The following is a 20,838-nucleotide window of genomic DNA, read 5'->3' on the forward strand; positions in this document are numbered from 1 at the left end:
GACCTACGGATTAACAGTCCGGCGCTCTACCAACTGAGCTATTGAGGAAGAAGACTTGAATTATAGGACGAAAAATTCAGTGTTCAGGAAAGATGGGCATTTTTTGCAAATTTTCTTCTGAATGCTGTTTATTTCGCTGCGCCGGGCTCGGGCCGCAACCAGAGCCAGACCAGCACGCACGACATGCTGCCCAGCGAAAACCAGCGCACCCAGACCGGCACGGGTGCCCAGCAGACCACGATGGCGCCCAGGGCCATGGCGGCGCTCGCGCTCCACTTCGCGCGCCGGCTCACGTGCCCGCCCGCGGCCCAGTCCTGCAGCATGGGGCCGAACAGCCGGTGGCGCCACAGCCAGTTGTGCAGCCGCTGCGAGCTGCGCGCTGCGGCCCAGCCGGCGATCAATATGAAGACCGTGGTCGGCAGGCCGGGAATGAACACCCCGGCAATGCCCAGCGCAAGGCTGATGCCGGCGCAGGCCTGCAGCAGCCAGCGCAGCGGGCGCGACGGCAGCATGCGCAGCGGCGGAACGCTGGGCGTGGGAAGAGGGGCGGGCTGCTCAATCTCGGGCATGGCCTATTGTGCCGTGGGGGCGCGGGCCCGCAGGCGGCGCGCTATGCTTGCCCGCATTGCCAAGGATTTCTTATGACTGTACGCACTATCTTGAAGATGGGCGACGCGCGCCTGCTGCGCGTGGCCCGGCCCGTCACGGCTTTTGACACCGACGAACTGCATCTGCTGGTCACCGATCTGCTCGACACCATGGCCGCGGCCAACGGTGCGGGCCTGGCCGCGCCGCAGATCGGCGAGGACCTGCAGCTCGTGATCTTCGGCTCGGGCGCGCCCAATCCGCGCTACCCCGACGCGCCGGTGATACCGCGCACGGTACTGATCAACCCGCAGATCACGCCGCTGGGCGAGGAAATCGAGAACGACTGGGAAGGCTGCCTGTCGGTGCCCGGAATGCGCGGCGTCGTGCCGCGCTGGCAGCGCATACGCTATACCGGCTTCGACCAGTACGGCGATCCCATAGACCGCACGGTAGATGGTTTCCACGCGCGCGTGGTGCAGCACGAATGCGACCATGTCTGGGGCAAGCTGTACCCGATGCGCATGACCGATTTCTCGCAGTTCGGCTTCACCGAGGTGCTGTTTCCGGGAATCAGCGCGGCGGAGGATGATTGAGGCAGACCGCCAACTGAAGGCGAGAATTGCGCGCTGAAACGCCCGCTGCCCGTTCTTGCTGAGCAGGGTAGCGAGGCCAAGCCTTGTAGGCGCTCAAAAGAAACAGTGGGCCTCGCCCCCGTTCGTCCTGAGCCTGCCTCGCCGGCCGCGTCGAAGGATGAACGGCCCGCCCTCAAAAAGCGCTTCCAACCCCTAGAACGACAGGGCTTCGATCAGTTCAGTCTCGATCGCGATCTGCCTGGCGTTGTGCTGCAGCTCCGCGCCTTCTATCAGGAAAGTATCTTCGACGCGTTCGCCCAGCGTGCTGACCTTGGCCAGTTGCACGCTCAGGCGGTGGCGCGCGAGCAGGCGGGCAACCACATAGAGCAGGCCCGCGCGGTCTATCGCCGAAATGCTCAGCAGCCAGTGCTGGGCTTTCTCGTCGGGGCTCAGGCTCACGCGCGGCACCATGGGAAAGCTCTTGACGCGGCGCGACACGCGCCGCTGCGAAGGCTCGGGCAGTTCGCCGCCGCGCTCTATGGTCTGCACCAGCTCGGTCTCGACCAGATTCATCAGCTCGCGGTAGCGCTCCTGCATGGCGGGGGCGACGATCTGGAAGGTGTCCAGCGCATAGCCGTTGCGCGCGGTGTGCACGCGCGCGTCGAGAATGCTGAAGCCGGCGCGGTCGAAGTAGCTGCAGATGCGCGCAAACAGATCGGCCTGGTCGCGCGCATAGACCAGCACCTGCAGGCCTTCGCCGGCCAGCGACTTGCGCGCGCGCACGATGGGGTGGGGCGCGCCCACGTTGCGCGACAGGTGGCGCGTATGCCAGGCGATGTCGGCGGCTTCGTGGCGCATGAAATAGCTCACGTCCAGCGTGTCCCAGAGCTTCTTGTGCGACTCGAACGGCTGGGCCGACAGCGCCAGCTGCACCAGCGCTTCGCGCTTGCGTGATTCGATCTCGGCGGCGGCGTCGGGCGCGCGCCCGCCCAGCACGCGCAGCGTCGCGCGGTACAGGTCTTCGAGCAGCTTGCCTTTCCAGGCGTTCCAGACCTTGGGGCTGGTGCCGCGGATGTCGGCCACGGTGAGCAGGTACAGCGCGGTCAGCCGGCGCTCGTCACCCACGCGCTGGGCAAACGCGCCTATGACTTCGGGGTCGGCCAGGTCCTGCTTTTGCGCGACCTGGCTCATGGTCAGGTGTTCGCGCACCAGGAATTCGACCAGCGCCGCGTCGGCCCGGTCTATGCCGTGGGCGCGGCAAAAGCGCTTGACTTCGACGGCGCCGATCACGGAGTGGTCGCCGCCGCGTCCCTTGCCGATGTCGTGGAACAGCGCCGCGAGGTACAGCAGCCAGGGCTTGTCCCAGCCGCCCGCGAGCTGCGAGCACATCGGATATTCGTGCGCATGCTCGGCCATGAAGAAGCGGCGCATGTTGCGCAGCACCATCAGGATATGCTGGTCCACGGTGTAGACATGGAACAGGTCGTGCTGCATCTGGCCCACGATGCGCCGGAACGGCCAGAGGTAGCGCCCCAGCACCGAGGTCTGGTTCATGAGCCGCATCGCATGCGTGAGGCCGCTGGGCTGCTGCAGGATCTTGAGAAAGGTGGCGCGGTTGACCGGGTCGTGGCGAAAGCCGCTGTCCATCAGCCCGCGCGCATGGTAGAGCGCGCGCAGCGTGCGCGCCGACAGATCGGTCAGGCCGACATTGGTCTCGTAGACCAGAAAGGTCTCGAGAATCGCATGCGGATGGCGCTCGTAGAGATCGTCGCTGGCGATCTCTATCATCCCCGCCTTGTTGAAGAAGCGTTCGTTGATCGGCACGAGCTCGTGCGCGCAGGGGTTGAAGCGCTCCTCGATGTTCAGCCGCAGGATATGGCTGAGCTGCGAGACCGCCTTGGCCGCCCAGTAGTACTCGCGCATCAGCGCTTCGCTGGCGCGCAGCGCCAGGCGCTGGCCGTCGGGCGCCGTGGATTCGAAGCCGAAGCTTTCGGCCACCGCAGTCTGCAGATCGAACACCAGCCGGTCTTCATGCCGGCCCGAGATCGCATGCAGGCGCGCGCGTATCAGGCTCAGCAGGGCTTCGTTGGCCTCGAGCTGCTGGGCTTCGAGTTCGGTCGCCAGCCCGTTGATCGCGAGTTCGCGCCAGCTGTTGCCCAGGCCCGCGGCGCGCGCCAGCCACATGATGTATTGCAGGTCGCGCAGTCCGCCCGGCGACTCCTTGCAGTTGGGTTCGAGCGCGTAGGGCGTGTTTTCGTATTTGTTGTGGCGCTGGCGCATTTCCAGCGTCTTGGCGACCATGAAGGCGCGCGGGTCCATCTGCGCGCGGTACTGGCGGCCGAAATCGTCGAACAGCGCCGTGCTGCCGCAGATGCAGCGCGCTTCGAGCAGCGCGGTCTGCACGGTCACGTCGCGCTCGGATTCCTCCAGGCATTCGGCGGTGGTGCGCACGCTCGAACCTATTTCGAGCCCCGCGTCCCAGCAGCTGCCTATGAACTGCTCAAGTCGGGCCGCGAGCGCGCTGCCCGCGCTGGCGTCGGCGTTCAGCGGCAGCAGCACCAGCACATCGACATCCGAGCCGGGAAACAGCTGGGCACGGCCATAGCCGCCCACGGCCAGCAGCGCGGCCTCGGCCGGCAATTCGGCCTGGTCCCAGAGCCGGCACAGCAGGCGGTCGGCCAGTGCACTCAATTGGTGCAGTGACGCCCGGATGTTGCGCTTGTTCGTTGCAGGCGTGAGCAGGGCGGCCACGAGGGCGGCCTTGTCGCGGCGGTAGGTGTCACGCAGGGCGTGCAGAGGATTCATGGTCAATAGGGTAAAGGAAAAGACCCGCAGCCTTACTTGCAAGAATCATGCGCGTTCCCGGTGCGCGCTGCGGGATCAGCAGCTGGTCGTGGTGACGAACTCGGGCAGTGGGGGCGAGCCCGCCGACAGCGTCATGACTTCGTAGCCCGTGGGGGTCACGACCAGCGTGTGTTCCCACTGTGCCGACAGGCTGTGGTCCTTGGTGACTATGGTCCAGCCGTCGCGGCCCAGTTCCTTGATGTCGCGCTTGCCCAGGTTGAGCATGGGCTCTATCGTGAAGATCATGCCGGCTTCGAGCACGGTGCCCTGGCCGGGCTTGCCGTAGTGCAGGATCTGCGGCTCCTCGTGGAACTTCTTGCCTATGCCGTGGCCGCAGAATTCGCGCACCACCGACAGCCCATGGCCTTCGGCAAAGCGCTGGATCGCGTGGCCGATGTCGCCCAGCGTATTGCCGGGCTTGACCTGCTGAATGCCCAGCCACATCGATTCGAACGTGAGTTGCGACAGGCGCTTGGCCGCGATCGAGCATTCGCCGATCAGGTACATGCGCGAGTTGTCGCCGTACCAGCCGTCGGCGGTGATCACGGTGACGTCGACGTTGACGATGTCGCCTTTCTTGAGCGGCTTGTCGTTGGGAATGCCGTGGCACACCACATGGTTGACGGATGTGCAAAGATGGCCGGGATAGGGCGGATAGCCCGGGGGCTGGTAGCCTATGGTGGCCGACACGGTGCCCTGCTGGGCCATGCATTCGGCGCCCAGGCGGTCGATTTCGGCGGTGGTGATTCCGGGCTTGATGTGGGGGGCAATATAGTCCAGCACTTCGGAAGCCAGTCGGCAGGCGACGCGCATGCCTGCTATGTCTTCGGCGGTTTTGATGGTGATGCTCATCGCGCAATTATCCCATTGCACCTCCGGGCCTGCTGGTATCAGGGCTGCGCGAAGGCGCGCACATCGGTAAAATGCCGGCCATCCCCCACGGCGCGCCTTCTTCGGGCGCGCTGTCCCACGCCTCCTATTCCCGACAGGCTGCCACGTGACTTTGCATCTGACCCAGCTGGAGGGCGGCAACGCCCTGAGCTCTTTCCGCGCCCGACAACTGCTCTCCTCCCTGGAAGCCATCCACCCCAAGATCAGCGGTGTGGCCGCGCGCTTCGTGCACCTGGTGGCCACCGAGACCGCACCCGATGCCGACGCACACCGCCGCCTCGCGGCGCTGCTGACCTACGGCGAGCCCTATGCGGGCAGCAGCGAAGGCCTGGCCATCGTCGTCACGCCGCGCCTGGGCACGATTTCGCCCTGGGCCTCGAAAGCCACCGACATCGCCCGCAACTGCGGCCTGGCGATACAGCGCGTCGAGCGCGTGACCGAATACCGCATCCAGCTCAAGACCGGCCTGCTGGGCGGCACGCCCGAACTCACGCCCGAGCAACTGGGCCAGATCGCGGCACTGCTGCACGACCGCATGACCGAGTCGGTGATGACTTCGCGCAACGAAGCCGCGAAGCTGTTCACCGAACTGCAGGCCCAGCCCATGGCGTTTGTCGATGTGCTGGGCGGCGGCGCGGCCGCGCTGCTGGCCGCCGACAAGGCCTGGGGCCTGGCGCTGGCCGAAGATGAAATCAGCTATCTGGTCAACGCCTTCCAGGGCCTCAAGCGCAATCCCACCGATGTGGAATTGATGATGTTCGCCCAGGCGAACTCCGAGCACTGCCGCCACAAGATCTTCAACGCCAGCTTCACCATCGACGGCGTGGCGCAGGAGAAGTCGCTGTTCGGCATGATCCGCAACACCCACCAGGTGTCGCCCCAGCACACCGTCGTTGCCTATTCGGACAACGCCTCGATCATGGAAGGCCATGAAGTCGAGCGCTTTGTCGCCCGCCTCGATGCGGGTGCGGGCAGCGCGCCGAGCTATGTCAAGCAGGCCGCAACCCACCATGTGCTGATGAAGGTCGAGACGCACAACCACCCCACGGCGATCTCGCCTTTCCCCGGCGCCTCCACGGGCAACGGCGGCGAGATCCGCGACGAAGGCGCGACCGGCCGCGGCTCCAAGCCCAAGGCCGGCCTCAGCGGCTTCACGGTCTCCAAGCTCTGGGGCAGCACCATAGGCAAGCCCGAGCACATCGCCAGCCCGCTGCAGATCATGACCGAAGGCCCGCTGGGCGGCGCGGCGTTCAACAACGAGTTCGGCCGTCCCAACCTGGCCGGCTACTTCCGCGAATATGAGCAGGAAGTCGGCGGCGTGGTGCGCGGCTACCACAAGCCCATCATGATTGCCGGCGGCCTGGGCGTGATCGACAAGGACCAGACCAAGAAGATCGAATTTCCTGCCGGTTCGCTGCTGATCCAGCTCGGCGGCCCCGGCATGCGCATCGGCATGGGCGGCAGCGCGGCCAGTTCCATGGCCACGGGCACCAACGCCGCCGAACTCGACTTCGACTCGGTGCAGCGCGGCAACCCCGAGATCGAGCGCCGGGCGCAGGAAGTCATCAACCACTGCTGGCAGCAGGGCGACGCCAACCCGATTCTCGCCATCCACGACGTGGGCGCGGGCGGTCTGTCGAACGCCTTCCCCGAACTGACCAATGACGCCGGCCGCGGCGCGCGCTTCGATCTGCGCGCCGTGAACCTCGAGGAGTCGGGCCTGGCGCCCAAGGAAATCTGGTCGAACGAAAGCCAGGAACGCTATGTGCTGGCGATCGCTCCCGAGTCGCTGGCGCAGTTCACCGAATTCTGCGAGCGCGAGCGCTGCCCGTTTGCGGTGATAGGCACGGCCACCGAAGAGCGCCAACTGGTGCTCGAGGACACGGCCGTCGTCGCTGGCGACCAGAAATTCCCGGTCGACATGCCGATGAACGTGCTGCTGGGCAAGCCGCCCAAGATGCACAAGGACGTGAGCACGCTGGAGCGCGAACTGCCGGCCATGGACCTGACCGGCGTGGCGCTCGAGTCCGCGGTGATCGATGTGCTGGCCCACCCCACGGTGGCGTCCAAGCGCTTCCTGATCACCATTGGCGACCGCGCGGTCGGCGGCCTGACCCACCGCGACCAGATGGTCGGCCCATGGCAGGTGCCCGTGGCCGACGTGGCCGTGACGCTGGCCGACTACCGCGGCTTCGCCGGCGAAGCCATGGCGATGGGCGAGCGCACGCCGCTGGCCTCGATCAACGCCCCGGCCTCGGGCCGCATGGCCGTGGCCGAAGCCATCACCAATCTGCTGGCCGCGCCCATCGAGCTGCCGCGCGTGAAGATGTCGGCCAACTGGATGGCCGCCTGCGGCGAGCCCGGTGAAGACGCGGCGCTGTATGCGACCGTCAAGGCCGTGGGCATGGAACTGTGCCCGGCGCTCGATATCTCCATTCCCGTGGGCAAGGACTCGCTGTCGATGCGCACGCAGTGGCAGGAAAACGGCGTGACGAAGAAAGTCACTTCGCCCGTGAGCCTGATCATCACCGCCTTTGCATCGATTGCCGATGTGCGCGGCACGCTCACGCCCCAGCTCGACGCGCAGGAAGAAGACAGCACGCTGGTGCTGATCGACCTGGGTCGCGGCAAGATGCGCATGGGCGGCTCCATCCTGGGCCAGGTGCTCAATCAGAGCGGCAACGAGACGCCTGATCTTGACGACGCCAAGGACCTGGTGCAGCTGGTCAGCGCCGTCAACGCGCTGCGCGCCCAGGGCCAGATCCTGGCCTACCACGACAAGGGCGACGGCGGTCTGCTGGCGACGGCGGCCGAAATGGCCTTTGCCGGCCATGTGGGCGTGGCGCTCAACGTCGACATGCTGGTCACAGAAGGCGACGGCATCTCCGACAGCCGCATGGACAGCGGCGACAGCAAGAACTGGGCGCAGCAGGTCAGCGGCCGGCGCGAGGAGCTCACGCTCAAGGCGCTGTTCAATGAAGAAATCGGTGTCGTGCTGCAGGTCAGGACTTCCGAGCGCAATGCCGTGATGCAGACGCTGCGCGAGCATGGCCTGTCGCAGTGCAGCCATTTCGTCGGCAAGACCCGTCCGCTGTCGAGCACCATCGATGCCGGCAAGGGCCAGCTGCAGGTCTGGCGCGATGCCAAGGCGGTGTTCAGCGCCTCGCTCAGCGACCTGCACCAGGTCTGGGACGCGGTGAGCTGGAAGATCGCGCAGCAGCGCGACAACCCGGTCTGCGCCGACGCCGAGCACGCCGCTGCCGGCGAAGCCACCGATCCGGGCATGCACCTGGAGCTGACGTTCGACGCGCAAGAGAATGTCGCCGCGCCATACCTGAACCTTGCCAAGCCACGCGTTGCCGTGCTGCGCGAGCAGGGCGTGAACTCGCATGTCGAGATGGCCTATGCGTTCACCGAAGCCGGCTTCGAAGCCGTCGATGTGCACATGACCGATCTGCAGACCGGCCGCGCCAAGCTGCAGGACTTCGCCGGCGTCGTCGCCTGCGGCGGCTTCAGCTATGGCGACACGCTGGGCGCGGGCATTGGCTGGGCGCGTTCGATCACCTTCAACGAGCGCCTGTCGCAGGAGTTCCAGCAGTTCTTCGGCCGCAGCGATACCTTCGGTCTGGGTGTATGCAACGGCTGCCAGATGTTTGCCGAGCTTGCCGAGATCATTCCCGGTGCCCAGGACTGGCCGCGCTTCACGCAGAACCAGAGCAACCGTTTCGAAGCGCGTCTGTCCATGGTCGAAGTGCTCGAATCCCCCAGCCTGTTCCTGCAGGGCATGGCCGGCAGCCGCCTGCCGATTGCCGTCGCGCATGGCGAAGGCTTTGCGAACTTCAGCGAGCGCGGCAATGCGGCCCAGGCGCTGGCCGCGATGCGCTTTGTCGACAACCACGGCCAGCCCACCGAGCAGTACCCGTTCAACCCGAACGGCAGCGCGGGCGGCCTCACGGCAGTGACCACGGCCGACGGCCGCTTCACGGCCATGATGCCCCACCCCGAGCGCGTGTTCCGCAACGTGCAGATGAGCTGGACCACGGGCGACAAGAGCGCGTTCAGCCCCTGGATGCGCGTGTGGCGCAACGCGCGCAAGTGGGTCGGTTGATCTGACGCACACCCCGGGCCGCTGAGGCGGCCTGGCGGGCGGGTCCGGGCGCCTTGCGGCGCCTGGGCCCGCCTTTTTTTTAGAGCAGGTTCTCCACCAGGCTCTTGTTGCGCGGCGTGCTGCGTTCTTCCTCAGCACGGAAGTTGACCATCTTCTTCATGGTCTGCAGCAACTGCTGTTCGGTCTGCCGCGTGGCCTCGCTCAGCTTGCCCTTGACGGTCTCGACCTTGGTCGAAGTGCGCGTGCTGTCGTCCACGGTGAAGACGTCGTAGTTGCCCGAGGCCGTGTCCAGCATCACGCCGCCGCGCGACTGCATGTATTGGCCCTGCAGTGTTTCCTCCTGCGTCTGCTCGGCCCTCAGGTCCTCGGCGCCCGCGGTCTGCTTGACTTCGGTCTGCTGGCTCAGCCGGTAGTCGACATGGCCCTTCTCGATGACTCCGCCATAGCGTCCGGTGCGCTCGAAATCGCCGCTGAAGCTGGCCTCGAAATCGGCCAGGCCGCTGAGCAGGGGCTGGATGCGGGACGCCGCTTCCTGGCGCTCCGGGGTGACCGCGGCCGACGCGCTGCCGGCGGCGGAGATGGAGTGCAGCTGGGTGAACGCATCCTTGAACATTCCCACGAGCTGGCTGTCTGCATGGCTGCGCTGGGCCGCGGCATCGAACTGGCGCAAAAGACCGTCGATCGCGGACTGGCGCTGGCGGGAATCGACCGCGCCCAACGGACTCTGGGCGTCGACCGCGAGCGCGGTCTCGCCGAGCAGGCCCTTGAAATCCAGCGTCTTGCGCTCCGGACCCAGGTGCAGGTTGAACGTGGACAGCGGCTGCGACGCCTGGGGATTCTTGACCGAAAGATCGACGCTTTTGAGCACGCTGCTGTCGAAATCGAGCAGGTTGGCAAGATCCATTTGGGGCTTGTCTGCCTGGCCCAGACCTTCGAGCGCCTTGTCGAAGCCCTGCGCCAGTTTGGCCAGAGCCGTTTTCTCGCTGCTGCTCAGCGCTCCCGACGACTTGATCTCCACTTGCAAGCCATTTTTGCCCGGAGCGTTGTCGACGGCGATGATGAATTCCACCGTCTGGCCCGAGCGCGTCTGCACCTTGAAGCTGGCCTTGGCGGCCTTGCCGCTGAAACCGTCGAGCGCGGCGGCGTCCAGGGATTGCGTGGTCACGCCCGGTGTATCCGCGGCCTGGTAGTTCACCAGCGCTTGCCGGTAGTTCGCGCCCGTGGTCGCAAACTGGTTGATCAGCGCGCTGCCCAGACCGCGCCAGCGGCCCGCGAGGCCTTCCGTGCTGCTGCGCGCGCTGTTGGTCGCCATCAGCGAGCTCACCGCATCCCGGGTCTGGCTGGCCCATGCCTGGCGCGGCGTATAGGGCGCAGGCTTGGTGTAGATAACGTCGACGGCGGTCATGGTGTCCAGGCTCAGCACGGTGGACGGCGTGGACGCCACGCTCTCGGCGGCGTCGGGCGCGGAAACCTTGGCCGCCGTCGACGTGCTGCGCATGGCCTGGCTGGTCAGGACGCTGGAAAGGGTGGGGGAAATAGTGCTCACGGTCCGTCATCTCCTTTGTTCGGGCCATCGAAGTCGCGCCGGCCCTGGGTCTTTATCGGCATATCCGCCGCATTCTGAAGCGCGGATCTGCCCCTGGATTGTCGGTGCTGCGGCGGCCGTGGCGCGGCGTTGCGGCAAAGGATTGCACCGATTTGAGAATCATTCTCATCGGAGTCTATAATTCGCGCACTCCCGCTTGCCAGGCGCAGCTGGGCTGCGTTGTTTTGCTGGCTTGGATTGGACCGTGCTGACCCGTTATTACCGCGATCTGCTGAACTTCTGCCTGCGCAAGGTGCGCGACCGGGATGTCGCGGCCGATCTCGCGCAGGAAAGCTATGCACGCGTGCTTTCCATGCAGCAGTCGGGCCAGGTGATTCTCGAGCCCGGGGCCTTGCTGCGCCAGGTCGCGCTGCGCGCCAAGATCGATCTGGACCGGCGCGCTGCCCTGCGCCAGCATGACGATATCGATGGGCTGGACGATGCCGACCAGCCGGTCAGTCCCGCGTATCTGCAGCCCGAGCAGGCCTATGCTTCGTCGCAGGCGGTCGATGCCTACCTCGAGACCATAGAAGCGCTGCCGCCGCGCTGCCGCGAAGCGTTCTGCATGTACCTGTTCGACGAGCTGTCCAACCAGCAGATCGCGCAGCGCATGGGCGTGTCGCTGAGCATGGTCAACCAGTACATCAGCCGCGGCAAGATCGCCTGCGCCGCGCGCAGAAAGGCGCTGGACCATGGCCAGTGACGACAAGCCAGGTTCCCGTCGCGGCGCAGGGTGCAGTTTTGCGCCTGTTCGCGCGTCTATATTCATAAGATGAGCCGTTTCTCCCTGCCTTCTTCTTCCAGCGCCCCGTTTGACGAGGAGCAGGAAGCGCGCGCGCTCGCGGAGTTTCTCGGCCCGCAGGACCCGGTCGATGTCGCGGCCGCCGATTGGCATACGCGCGCCGAACAGGGCCTGGACGCGGCCGCGCAGGACGCGCTGGCGCAGTGGCTGGCGGCCGATCCCGCGCATGCCGCGGCCTGGCGCGGCCTGGACCAGGACCTGGCCGCGCTGCGCGCGCTGCCCGCCGCGCGCGTGGCGCGCTTGCGTGCAGGCGCGGCCGCACCGGCCGCCACGCCGCCGCAGATGCGGCTGGCGCGCAGATGGCCGGCATGGCGCATCGCGCTGCCACGTCCGGCCTTGCTGGCCGCGTGCTGCGCGGCACTGCTGGCCTTGGGCGCGGGCTGGCACCAATGGCAGCAGCCGACCTTCACCGGCCAGTACGCGGCCGAGCGCGCGCAGCGCAAGACCATCACGCTGCCCGACGGCACGCAGCTGGCGATGGACGCCGATACCCAGGCCCAGGTCGCGCTGTACCGCGACAGGCGCGAGGTGCGTCTGGTCCAGGGGCAGATCCTGTTCGCTGTCTCGGCCGACAGCCGCAAGCCGTTCCATGTGCTGGCCGGGCCGGCGCGCGTGAGCGTGGTCGGCACGCGCTTTTCGGTGCGCTACCGCAGCGAGGGCATGGATGCGGGCCTGGTCAAGGTCGCGGTCGAGCAGGGGCATGTGCGCGTAGCGGGCCTGCCGATCGCCGGCAATGGATTCACCGCGGCCGCCGTGGATCTGGTTGCGGGCCAGGCGCTGAGCGTGGCCGCCGACGGCAAGGTCGGCGCCGTGGCGACCATCGCGCCCAGCGGCATTGCGCTGTGGCGCAAGGGCCTGGTGCGCTTCGAGAACACGCCGCTGGCCGATGCGCTGCGCGAACTCGAGCGCTATGGGCCCACGGGCCTGGTGATACGCCATCCCGCGGTCGCGGCCCTGCCCATAGGCGGCAGCTACCCCGTGGACCAGCCGGCCGAGTTCGCGCGCATGGTCACGCAGATCCTGCCCGTGAAGCTGGTCGCGGGTGCGGGTGGAATCACCGAAATCACCAGCGCGCCCTGAGCGCTGGCGGATTTTTCAGGAAATCGCTGCGCCTGGGGTGCAGTTCCTGCGCGCTGGTGCGTCTTTAAGAGTAGTGCGTCTCATTTTCATTCACTACCCGCTACCTGGAAGACCTGTCCATGCGCTCAACGCAGCTCCCCCGTTTCCGTCCCGCACCTCTTGCCCTGGCCGTCGCGCTGGCCTTGTCCACGCCGCTGATGGCCTGGGCCCAGTCCACGGCGCAGGGCCAGAGTTCCCAGCCTTCGGCGAATGCGCAGCCGCTGGACGCCGCGCTCAATGAGCTGTCCGCGGCCACGGGCACGCCGATAGGCTTTGCGCCGGCATTGGTCGCGGGCAAGACCGCGCGCGCGTTCAGCGCGGGCGCCACGCCGCGCCAGGCGCTGGACCAACTGCTCGCGGGCAGCGGCCTGGTGGCCGTGCCCGAAGGCCGGGGCTTTGTCATCAAGGCCGCGCCCGCGGCCGGCGAAGCTGCGGCGCTGGGCACCGTGACCGTGACCGCCCAGGCCCACAGCGACGGCGCGACCGAAAACACCGGCAGCTACACCCAGACCGGCCCCAGCCGCACGGCCACCGGCCTGAGCCTCTCGCTGCGCGAGACGCCGCAGTCGGTCAGCGTGATGACGCGCCAGCGCATGGACGACTTCAAGCTCGAGACGCTGGCCGATGTGATGGAGCAGACGCCGGGCATCAGCGTCTACCGCCAGGGCAATGCCACCGATTTCCAGGCGCGCGGCACCGGCGTCAATCTGCAGGTGGATGGCATGGCCCAGGTCAGCAGCGGCTGGTACTACCTGACCAGCACGCTGTTTTCGCTGGACGACATGGCGGAGATCGACCGCATCGAAGTGCTCAAGGGCTCATCGGGCCTGGTCGTGGGCAAGGGCAACTACGGCGCCACGGTGAACATGGTGCGCAAGCGTCCGACGCGCGAGTTCCAGGCCAGCGTGCGCGCCAGCGCGGGCAGCTGGGATAGCTACCGCGCCCAGGCCGATATCAGCGGCGCGCTCAACGAGGCAGGCACGCTGCGCGGCCGGCTGGTGGCCTCGGCCATGGACGCCGGCGGCTTTCGCGACCATGAGAAAAGCAACAGCCAGATGCTGTTTGGCGCGCTCGAGGCCGACCTGTCGCCCGACACGCTGCTCAACCTGGGCTTCACCTACCGCCGGCGCGAAGCCGGCGGCATAGGCACGACCCAGCCGATACAGCGCTATTCGACCAAGGGTGCCGAAGTGCCGTGGATGGCGCGTTCGTTCAACACCGGCGCGCCCTGGGGCGGCTACGCGCAGGATCAGCTCAACCTTTTCGGCAGCGTGGAGCAGCGCCTGGCCAACGACTGGACGGCGACGTTCAAGTTCTCGCACCAGCGCGCGGCCATGGACGACATGAAGGCCGGCTACTTCTACGACCAGCAGCGCGCGAGCTTCGGCCGCTGGCGCGACATGACCAACAACAACTGGACGGCCAACCTCGATGTCAAAGGCCCGTTCAGCCTTTTCGGCCGCACGCACGAGCTGCTTGCGGGCGCGGGCATCTCGCGCTTTCGCAGCCATGCGCTGCTGCCGCTCAACGCATTGTCGCTGGCGCCGCTGGCCGACCTGGGCGTGAGCTTTGCGCAGGGCGGGGCGGCGCTGGCCGAGCCCGATTACAGCAATCTGCGCTACGGCGACAACCGCTTCAACCAGAAGCAGCGCTATGCCTATGCGGCCGGGCGCTTCCAGGTCTCCGATCCGCTGCAGCTGATTGCCGGGCTGCGCGTGAGCCAGTACCACGAACTCGTCACCACGCCTTACTGGTGGAACTCCGACATGAAGGAAAACGGCGTGGTCACGCCCTATGCGGGGCTGGTCTACGAAGCGCATCCCAACGTGTCGCTCTATGGCAGCTACGCCAATATCTTCCAGCCGCAAAGCAGCCTGAACGAATTCGGCGGCACGCTGCCGCCCGAAAAGGGCAACACCTTCGAGATCGGCGCCAAGGCCGAGTTCTTCGACCGGCGCCTGAACGCCAGCATTGCCCATTTCTGGATGAAGACCGAGAACACCGCCGAGGAAAGCGGCGGCCTCACGCCAGCCGGCGATCCCGCCTACCGCGCGGTTTCTGCGGCCACGCGCCGCGGCTGGGAGCTCGAGATGTCGGGCGAGCTCGCGCCCGGCTGGCAGGCGCAGGGCAGCGTGGTGCAGCAAAACAGCTCGCTCACCGGCGCCACGGCCTATCCCAAGTACCAGTTGAAGCTGGGCACGACCTACCGCTTCGGCGGCGGCGCGCTCGCCGGGCTGACCGTGGGCGCGGCCACGCGCTGGCAGGACCGGACTTCCGTCAGCAACAATGCGGCCACGCTGGCGCAGCAAGGCTATGCGCTGCTGGATCTGATGGCGCGCTACCAGGTCGACCGGCAGCTGTCGTTCAGCGTCAACGTGAACAACGCGCTGGACAAGAAATATCTGGCCGGCATGACCAACTTCAGCGCTGCCGGCCTGTTCTACACCTGGGGTGCGCCGCGCAGCGTCAACGTCGGAATGCGCTACGACTTCTGAGGGGGAGCGCAGGGTTCAGGCCTGCAGCAGCTCGCGGCGCGCGCGCACGAAAGCGGCCTGGGCGCTGGCGCGCAGCGGGTGGCCGCGGGGCAGAACGCGCTGCTGGCCCGCAACCCAGACCGCATGCACGGCCGAAGTCCGGTGGCTGGCAAACATATGGCCGGCCAGCGCACTGTCGGCAGGCAGCGCGCACAGCGCCACATGGCGCGCGTCGAGAATGACGAAGTCGGCCTGCTGGCCGGCGCCCAGCCCGGCAATCGCGCGGCCCGCGGCCTGGGCGCCGCCGGCCACGGCCTGCAGCACCATGGCGGTCGCGGTCTGCGACTGCTGCGCATGCGCGAGCACATTGCGTTCGCGCCGCTGCAGGCGCTGGCCGTACTCGAGCAGCATCAGCTCCTCGGCCACGTTGACGCAGACCTGGCTGTCGGAGCCCAGCCCCCAGCGCCCGCCGTGCTGCAGCCATTGCGGCAGATCGAAGATGCCGTCGCCCAGATTGGCCTCGGTGCTGGGACACAGTCCGGCGACGGCGCCGCTGCGCGCGGCGGCCGCGGATTCCGCGGGCGTCATGTGCGTGGCATGCACCAGGCACCAGCGCGCATCGACGGGCGCATGGTCCACAAGCCATTGCACCGGCGTCTGCCCGCTCCAGGCAAGGCAGTCCTGCACTTCCTGCTGCTGCTCGGCAATATGGATATGCACCGGCGCGCGCGGCAGCAGCGCGTGCAGTCCCGCGACGCCGGCCAGCAGGCTGGCCGGCGGCACGGCGCGCAGCGAATGCGGCGCCAGGCCTAGCGCCGCGCCCTGGGCCCGGGCAACGGGCGCGAGCCGCTGCAGCAGGTTCAGCAGCTGCTCGGTGCCGCAGACAAAGCGCGCCTGCTCTGGCCGCGGCGGCACGCCGAAGCCGCCGCTCTGGTAGAGCACGGGCAGCAGCGTGATGCCTATGCCCACGCGGCGCGCGGCGCGCAGCAGCGCCAGGCTCAGCGTGGCATCGTCGGCATAGGGCTTGCCGTCCGCGGCGTGGTGCAGATAGTGGAACTCGCAGACCGAGGTGTAGCCGGCTTCCAGCATCTCGAGGTACAGCCAGACCGCGATGGCTTCCAGCGACTCGGGCGTGATGCGCCGGGCGAATTCATACATCCGGCGGCGCCAGCTCCAGAAGCTGTCGGCTTCGCCGGCGCGCACTTCGGTCAGGCCCGCAAATGCGCGCTGGAAGGCATGCGAGTGCAGATTGGGCATGCCCGGCAGCATGGGCCCAGCCGCGCGCGCCACGCCCGCGGGCGCCGGCAGGTCGGCCTGCACCTGGGTGATGTGGCCGCTGGCGTCCCACTGCAGCAGCACGTTGCGCGCCCAGCCCTGGGGCAGCAGCGCGTCCTCGGCCCAAAGCGCGCGCACCGGGGCCAGCAGATGGGCCCAGGCGGTGTTCATGCGGCAATGCGCCCCTGGCGGACAATGCGGCAGGGCGGGCGCTGGCCCAGCCAGTAGGCCAGCTCCGCGGCTGCGTCCAGCTGCCACAGCACGAAGTTGGCGGGCCGGCCGGAGGCAATCAGCCCCAGCGAATCCTGCAGGCCCAGCGCGCGCGCCGCATGGCATGTGATGCCGGCCAGCGCTTCGGCCACGGTCAGGTGAAACAGGGTGCAGGCCATGTTGGCCATCAGCAGCAGGCTCAGGCAGGGCGAGCTGCCGGGATTGTGGTCGGTGGCCACGGCCAGGGGCACGCCGGCGGCGCGCAGTGCGTCTATCGGTGGGCGCTGAATGTCGCGCAGCGTGTAGAACGCGCCGGGCAGCAGCACGCCCACCGTGCCCGCGGCCCGCATGGCGGCAATGCCCCGGTCCGACAGATGCTCCAGGTGGTCGCATGAAAGCGCGCCGTGGCGTGCGGCCAGCGCCGCGCCTTCCATGTTCGACAACTGCTCGGCGTGCAGCTTGACGCGCAGACCCAGACGCTGCGCCGCCTGAAACACCTGCTGTGTTTCGGCCAGCGAGAACGCGATGCGCTCGCAGAACACATCGACGGCGTCGACCAGGCCTTCGGCCGCAAGCGCGGGCAGCATCCGGTCGCAGACCTGGTCGATATAGGCCTGGCTGCGGCCCGCGAACTCGGGCGGCAGCGCGTGCGCGCCCAGAAAGGTGCTTTGCACGGTCACGCCGCACAGCCGGCCCAGCCGGCGCGCCACGCGCAGCTGCTTGCGCTCATGCGCCAGCGCCAGCCCGTAGCCGGACTTGATCTCGATCGCGCACACGCCTTCGGCGAGCAATTGCCGCAGCCGCGGCAGCGCCTGGGCCAGCAGCTCGTCTTCGCTCGCGGCGCGCGTGGCGCGCACGCTGGCCAGAATGCCGCCGCCGGCGCGCGCGATCTGTTCGTAGCTGGCGCCCGCGAGCCGCGCGGCGAATTCATCGGCGCGCTGGCCGCCATAGACCAGATGCGTATGGCAATCGATCAGGCCCGGCGTGGCCAGCCGCCGCTGGCCGTCATGGCGCGGCAGATGCGCATGGCAGGCAGGCAGGGCGGCTTCGGGGCCGACCCAGACCACCTGCCCATGGTCGACGACGATGCACGCGGCTTGGTCGGCGGCCACGCGTACATCGGCCCGGCAGAGATCGGGCGCGAGCCGCAGCGGCTGCCAGCGGCCGTCGGCGCAGGGCAGCGATTCCAGTGGCGCGGTCGTTTGCATGGCTTCAGCGCAGCATCGGCAGGTTGAGGTCGTGGCGCCTGGCGGCGGCCAGCGCCTGGGCATAGCCCGCATCGGCGTGGCGCATCACGCCGCTGGCCGGGTCGTTCCAGAGCACGCGCGTAAGGCGCGCGGCCGCGGCGTCGCTGCCGTCGGCAACGATCACCATGCCCGCATGCTGGGAGTAGCCCATGCCCACGCCGCCGCCCTGGTGCAGGCTGACCCAGGTCGCGCCGCTGGCGGTGTTGAGCAGGGCGTTGAGCAGCGGCCAGTCGGCGACCGCATCCGAGCCGTCGCGCATGGCCTCGGTTTCGCGGTTGGGGCTGGCGACCGAGCCGCAATCGAGGTGGTCGCGGCCGATCACGATGGGCGCCTGGAGCTCGCCGCTGCGCACCATGGCGTTGAAGGCCAGCGCCGCCTGGTGGCGCTCGCCCAGGCCCAGCCAGCAGATGCGCGCGGGCAGTCCCTGGAAGGCAATGCGTTCGCGCGCCATGTCGAGCCAGCGGTGGATGTGCCGGTCTTCTGGAAACAGCTGCTTGATCCTGGCGTCGGTGCGGTAGATGTCCTCGGGATCGCCCGACAGCGCGACCCAGCGGAACGGCCCCTTGCCCTCGCAGAACAGCGGCCGGATATAGGCGGGAACGAAGCCCGGGAAGTCAAAGGCGTTGACCACGCCCGCATCGCGCGCGACCTGGCGGATGTTGTTGCCATAGTCGACGGTGGGAATGCCCATGGCGTGGAAGTCGAGCATGGCGCGCACCTGCAGCGCGCAGCTGTAGGCGGCCGCGTCCTTGAGGCGCGCGTGCTCGGCGCCATCGCGCGCCGCGGCCTGCCACTGCGCCACGCTCCAGCCGCGCGGCAGGTAGCCGTGGATCAGGTCGTGCGCCGAAGTCTGGTCGGTGACGATGTCGGGGCGCATTCCGCCGGCGCGCGCGCGGCGCACCAGTTCGGGAAAAACTTCGGCTGCATTGCCCAGCAGTGCCACCGAGATCGGCTGGCGCTTTGCCGTGTGCTCGGCGATCAGCGCCAGCGCCGCGTCGAGATCGCGCGCCTGCTGGTCGACATAGCGCGTGCGCAGCCGGAAATCGATGCGGCTTTGCTGGCATTCGACGGCCAGCACGCAGGCCCCGGCCAGCACGCCCGCCAGCGGCTGGGCGCCGCCCATGCCGCCCAGGCCGGCGGTGAGAATCCAGCGCCCCGAAAGATCGTTGGCATAGTGCTGACGCCCGGCCTCGACAAAGGTCTCGAACGTGCCCTGCACTATGCCCTGGGCGCCAATGTAGATCCAGCTGCCGGCCGTCATCTGGCCGAACATGAACAGGCCCTTGCGGTCGAGTTCGTGGAAATGCTCCCAGTTCGCCCAGCGCGGCACCAGGTTGGAATTGGCCAGCAGCACGCGCGGCGCGTTCTCGTGCGTGGTGAACACGCCCACGGGCTTGCCCGACTGCACCAGCAGCGTCTGGTCGGTCTCCAGCGCCTGCAGCGCCGCGAGTATCCGGTCGTAGCACTCCCAATTGCGTGCCGCCCGCCCTATGCCGCCGTAGACCACGAGGTCCTCGGCGCGCTCGGCGACTTCGGCGTCGAGGTTGTTCTGCAGCATGCGGTATGCGGCTTCTATGAGCCAGTTGCGGCAGCTGAGCTGGCGCCCGCGCGGCGCGCGGATGCTGCGCGTGGCGTCGTGGCGCAAGGTGATGTCGTTGTGCATGGGGTGACTCCTTTCAGCGCCCGTGGTGCGGTGAAGCCGCGTGGCTGGGCAGGCACTGCAGCAGCGCGCCCGGCCAGTCGGATTGATGCGCCCACAGCCGCATGGCTTCGATGTCGGGCGCCAGGCAGCGGTCCTGCGCGAGGAAGGCCACGCGTTCGCGCACCGCGCCGAACTGGGCTTCGAGCAGCGGCGAGCTGCGCAGGCTGCGATCGAACTCCAGGCCCTGGGCCGCGGCCGCGGCTTCTATTCCCACGATCACCGCGGTGTTGTCGACCATGGCCGCGAGCCGGCGCGCGGCAAACGTCGCCATGGAAACATGGTCTTCCTGGTTGGCCGAGGTGGGCAGGCTGTCGACGCTGGCCGGGTGGGCCAGCGACTTGTTCTCCGAAGCCAGCGCCGCAGCCGTGACCTGGGCCAGCATGAAGCCGGAGTTCAGGCCGCTGTCGGGCACCAGAAACGCCGGCAGGCCCGACAGATGGGTGTCCATCAGCAGGGCAATGCGGCGTTCCGACATGGCGCCGATCTCGGCCACGGCCAGCGCCATGCCGTCGGCGGCGAAGGCCACGGGTTCGGCATGAAAGTTTCCGCCCGACAGTACGTCGCCGTCGGCGAACACCAGCGGGTTGTCGGTTGCCCCATTGGCTTCGATCTCGAGCACGCGCGCCGCATGCCGCAGCTGGTCCAGGCAGGCGCCCATGACCTGGGGCATGCAGCGTATCGAGTAGGGGTCCTGCACGCGCGCGCAATGCGGGTGCGAGGCGGCGATGGCGCTGCCAGAAAGCAGCGCGCGCAGCGCCGCGGCGACCGCGATCTGGCCGGGCTGGCCGCGCGCCGCATGGATGCGCGCGTCGAAAGGCGTGACCGAACCCTTGATGGCTTCGAGCGACAGCGCGCCCGCCACCAGCGCCGCGGCCAATACGTTTTCCGCGCCGAACAGCGCCGCCAGCGCCAGCGATGTCGATACCTGGGTGCCGTTGAGCAGTGCCAGGCCTTCCTTGGGGCCCAGCACGAACGGCGAGCGGCCTATGACCTGCAGCGCCTCGCGGCCGGGCAGCACGCGGCCCTGGTGCCTGGCCTGGCCTTCGCCCATGAGCACGCAGGCCAGATGGGCCAGCGGCGCCAGATCGCCCGAAGCACCCACCGAGCCTTTGGCGGGAATCAGCGGCAGCACCTGGGCATTGGCCAGGTCCAGCAGCGCCTCGGCGATGCGCGGGTCCACGCCCGAGTGGCCACGCGCCAGGCCCACGGCCTTGGTGACCAGCACCAGGCGCACCACGGCGTCGTCCAGCGCCTGGCCCGTGCCCGCGCTGTGCGACAGCACCAGGTTGCGCTGCAGCGCGGCCAGATGCTCGTGCGCAATGCGCGTGCTGGCCAGCTTGCCGAAGCCGGTGTTGATGCCGTAGACCATCCGGTCTTCGCCGACGATGCGCTGCACCGTGGCCTGGGCGGCCTGCATCGCG

General features: G+C 68.0%; 13 protein-coding genes. 5 read left to right on the forward strand and 8 right to left on the reverse strand.

Features of this window, described 5'->3' with window-relative positions; translation table 11 throughout:
• Nucleotides 1–128: 128 nt before the first annotated feature.
• Nucleotides 129–569 (reverse strand): YbaN family protein, encoded by a 441-nt coding sequence (locus RR928_RS13795; protein WP_332537984.1) that lies wholly within the window; start codon nt 567–569, stop codon nt 129–131.
• A 72-nt stretch (nt 570–641) separates the two neighbouring features.
• Here RR928_RS13795 and def point away from each other — a divergent pair, with 72 nt between their 5' ends.
• A complete protein-coding gene (gene def / locus RR928_RS13800) occupies nt 642–1,181 on the forward strand; it encodes a peptide deformylase (RefSeq protein ID WP_332537983.1) in 540 nt (179 codons plus the stop codon).
• 192 nt (nt 1,182–1,373) lie between these two features.
• Here def and RR928_RS13805 read toward each other — a convergent pair whose 3' ends face one another.
• Nucleotides 1,374–3,965: a [protein-PII] uridylyltransferase gene (locus RR928_RS13805; protein WP_332537982.1), complete on the reverse strand. Its 2,592-nt coding sequence runs from the start codon at nt 3,963–3,965 to the stop codon at nt 1,374–1,376.
• 75 nt (nt 3,966–4,040) lie between these two features.
• Nucleotides 4,041–4,856 carry a type I methionyl aminopeptidase gene (gene map, locus RR928_RS13810; RefSeq protein ID WP_332537981.1) on the reverse strand — a complete coding sequence of 272 codons (816 nt, stop codon included), beginning with the start codon at nt 4,854–4,856 and terminating at the stop codon, nt 4,041–4,043.
• Between the two features lie 145 nt (nt 4,857–5,001).
• On the opposite strand from map, the gene purL reads away from it, so the two are divergent.
• Complete coding sequence (gene purL / locus RR928_RS13815) at nt 5,002–9,003, forward strand: phosphoribosylformylglycinamidine synthase (protein ID WP_332537980.1); 4,002 nt, start codon at nt 5,002–5,004, stop codon at nt 9,001–9,003.
• A gap of 79 nt (nt 9,004–9,082) precedes the next feature.
• On the opposite strand, the gene RR928_RS13820 is transcribed toward purL, so the two are convergent.
• A complete protein-coding gene (locus RR928_RS13820; protein WP_332537979.1) occupies nt 9,083–10,549 on the reverse strand; it encodes a hypothetical protein in 1,467 nt (488 codons plus the stop codon).
• A gap of 244 nt (nt 10,550–10,793) precedes the next feature.
• Between RR928_RS13820 and RR928_RS13825 the strand changes: the two genes are divergently transcribed.
• The 3 genes from RR928_RS13825 (at nt 10,794) to RR928_RS13835 (ending at nt 15,004) form a co-directional block, all read left to right on the forward strand.
• Complete coding sequence (locus RR928_RS13825; RefSeq protein WP_332537978.1) at nt 10,794–11,291, forward strand: RNA polymerase sigma factor; 498 nt, start codon at nt 10,794–10,796, stop codon at nt 11,289–11,291.
• Nucleotides 11,292–11,360: 69 nt separating this feature from the next.
• Nucleotides 11,361–12,470 (forward strand): FecR family protein, encoded by a 1,110-nt coding sequence (locus RR928_RS13830; RefSeq protein WP_332549031.1) that lies wholly within the window; start codon nt 11,361–11,363, stop codon nt 12,468–12,470.
• Nucleotides 12,471–12,589: 119 nt separating this feature from the next.
• On the forward strand, nt 12,590–15,004 hold the full coding sequence (locus tag RR928_RS13835; RefSeq protein WP_332537976.1) for a TonB-dependent siderophore receptor: 2,415 nt from the start codon (nt 12,590–12,592) through the stop codon (nt 15,002–15,004).
• A gap of 15 nt (nt 15,005–15,019) precedes the next feature.
• Here RR928_RS13835 and RR928_RS13840 read toward each other — a convergent pair whose 3' ends face one another.
• The 4 genes from RR928_RS13840 to hutH form a co-directional block, all read right to left on the reverse strand.
• The gene (locus RR928_RS13840) at nt 15,020–16,429 is read right to left on the reverse strand and encodes a formimidoylglutamate deiminase (RefSeq protein WP_332537975.1); all 1,410 of its coding nucleotides are present in this window, start codon (nt 16,427–16,429) and stop codon (nt 15,020–15,022) included.
• The gene (gene hutI, locus RR928_RS13845; RefSeq protein WP_332537974.1) at nt 16,426–17,676 is read right to left on the reverse strand and encodes an imidazolonepropionase; all 1,251 of its coding nucleotides are present in this window, start codon (nt 17,674–17,676) and stop codon (nt 16,426–16,428) included. Before hutI ends, RR928_RS13840 begins: the two co-directional genes overlap by 4 nt.
• Before the next feature lie 4 nt (nt 17,677–17,680).
• On the reverse strand, nt 17,681–19,378 hold the full coding sequence (gene hutU, locus RR928_RS13850; RefSeq protein ID WP_332682958.1) for a urocanate hydratase: 1,698 nt from the start codon (nt 19,376–19,378) through the stop codon (nt 17,681–17,683).
• A 13-nt stretch (nt 19,379–19,391) separates the two neighbouring features.
• Nucleotides 19,392–20,838, reverse strand: a 1,447-nt coding sequence (hutH, locus tag RR928_RS13855; protein WP_332682960.1) for a histidine ammonia-lyase, incomplete at its 5' end; no start/stop codon positions are given.

Origin of the sequence: Comamonas sp. (assembly GCF_036666375.1) — a bacterium.
Lineage (GTDB): Bacteria > Pseudomonadota > Gammaproteobacteria > Burkholderiales > Burkholderiaceae_C > Comamonas.

Coding starts and splice junctions, on each gene's coding strand:
- hutI (WP_332537974.1), bottom strand. CDS start 17,676: ATGCAAACGACCGCGCCACTGGAATCGCTGCCCTGCGCCGACGGCCGC.
- RR928_RS13835 (WP_332537976.1), top strand. CDS start 12,590: ATGCGCTCAACGCAGCTCCCCCGTTTCCGTCCCGCACCTCTTGCCCTG.
- RR928_RS13795 (WP_332537984.1), bottom strand. CDS start 569: ATGCCCGAGATTGAGCAGCCCGCCCCTCTTCCCACGCCCAGCGTTCCG.
- hutU (WP_332682958.1), bottom strand. CDS start 19,378: ATGCACAACGACATCACCTTGCGCCACGACGCCACGCGCAGCATCCGC.
- map (WP_332537981.1), bottom strand. CDS start 4,856: ATGAGCATCACCATCAAAACCGCCGAAGACATAGCAGGCATGCGCGTC.
- def (WP_332537983.1), top strand. CDS start 642: ATGACTGTACGCACTATCTTGAAGATGGGCGACGCGCGCCTGCTGCGC.
- RR928_RS13830 (WP_332549031.1), top strand. CDS start 11,361: ATGAGCCGTTTCTCCCTGCCTTCTTCTTCCAGCGCCCCGTTTGACGAG.
- RR928_RS13805 (WP_332537982.1), bottom strand. CDS start 3,965: ATGAATCCTCTGCACGCCCTGCGTGACACCTACCGCCGCGACAAGGCC.
- RR928_RS13840 (WP_332537975.1), bottom strand. CDS start 16,429: ATGAACACCGCCTGGGCCCATCTGCTGGCCCCGGTGCGCGCGCTTTGG.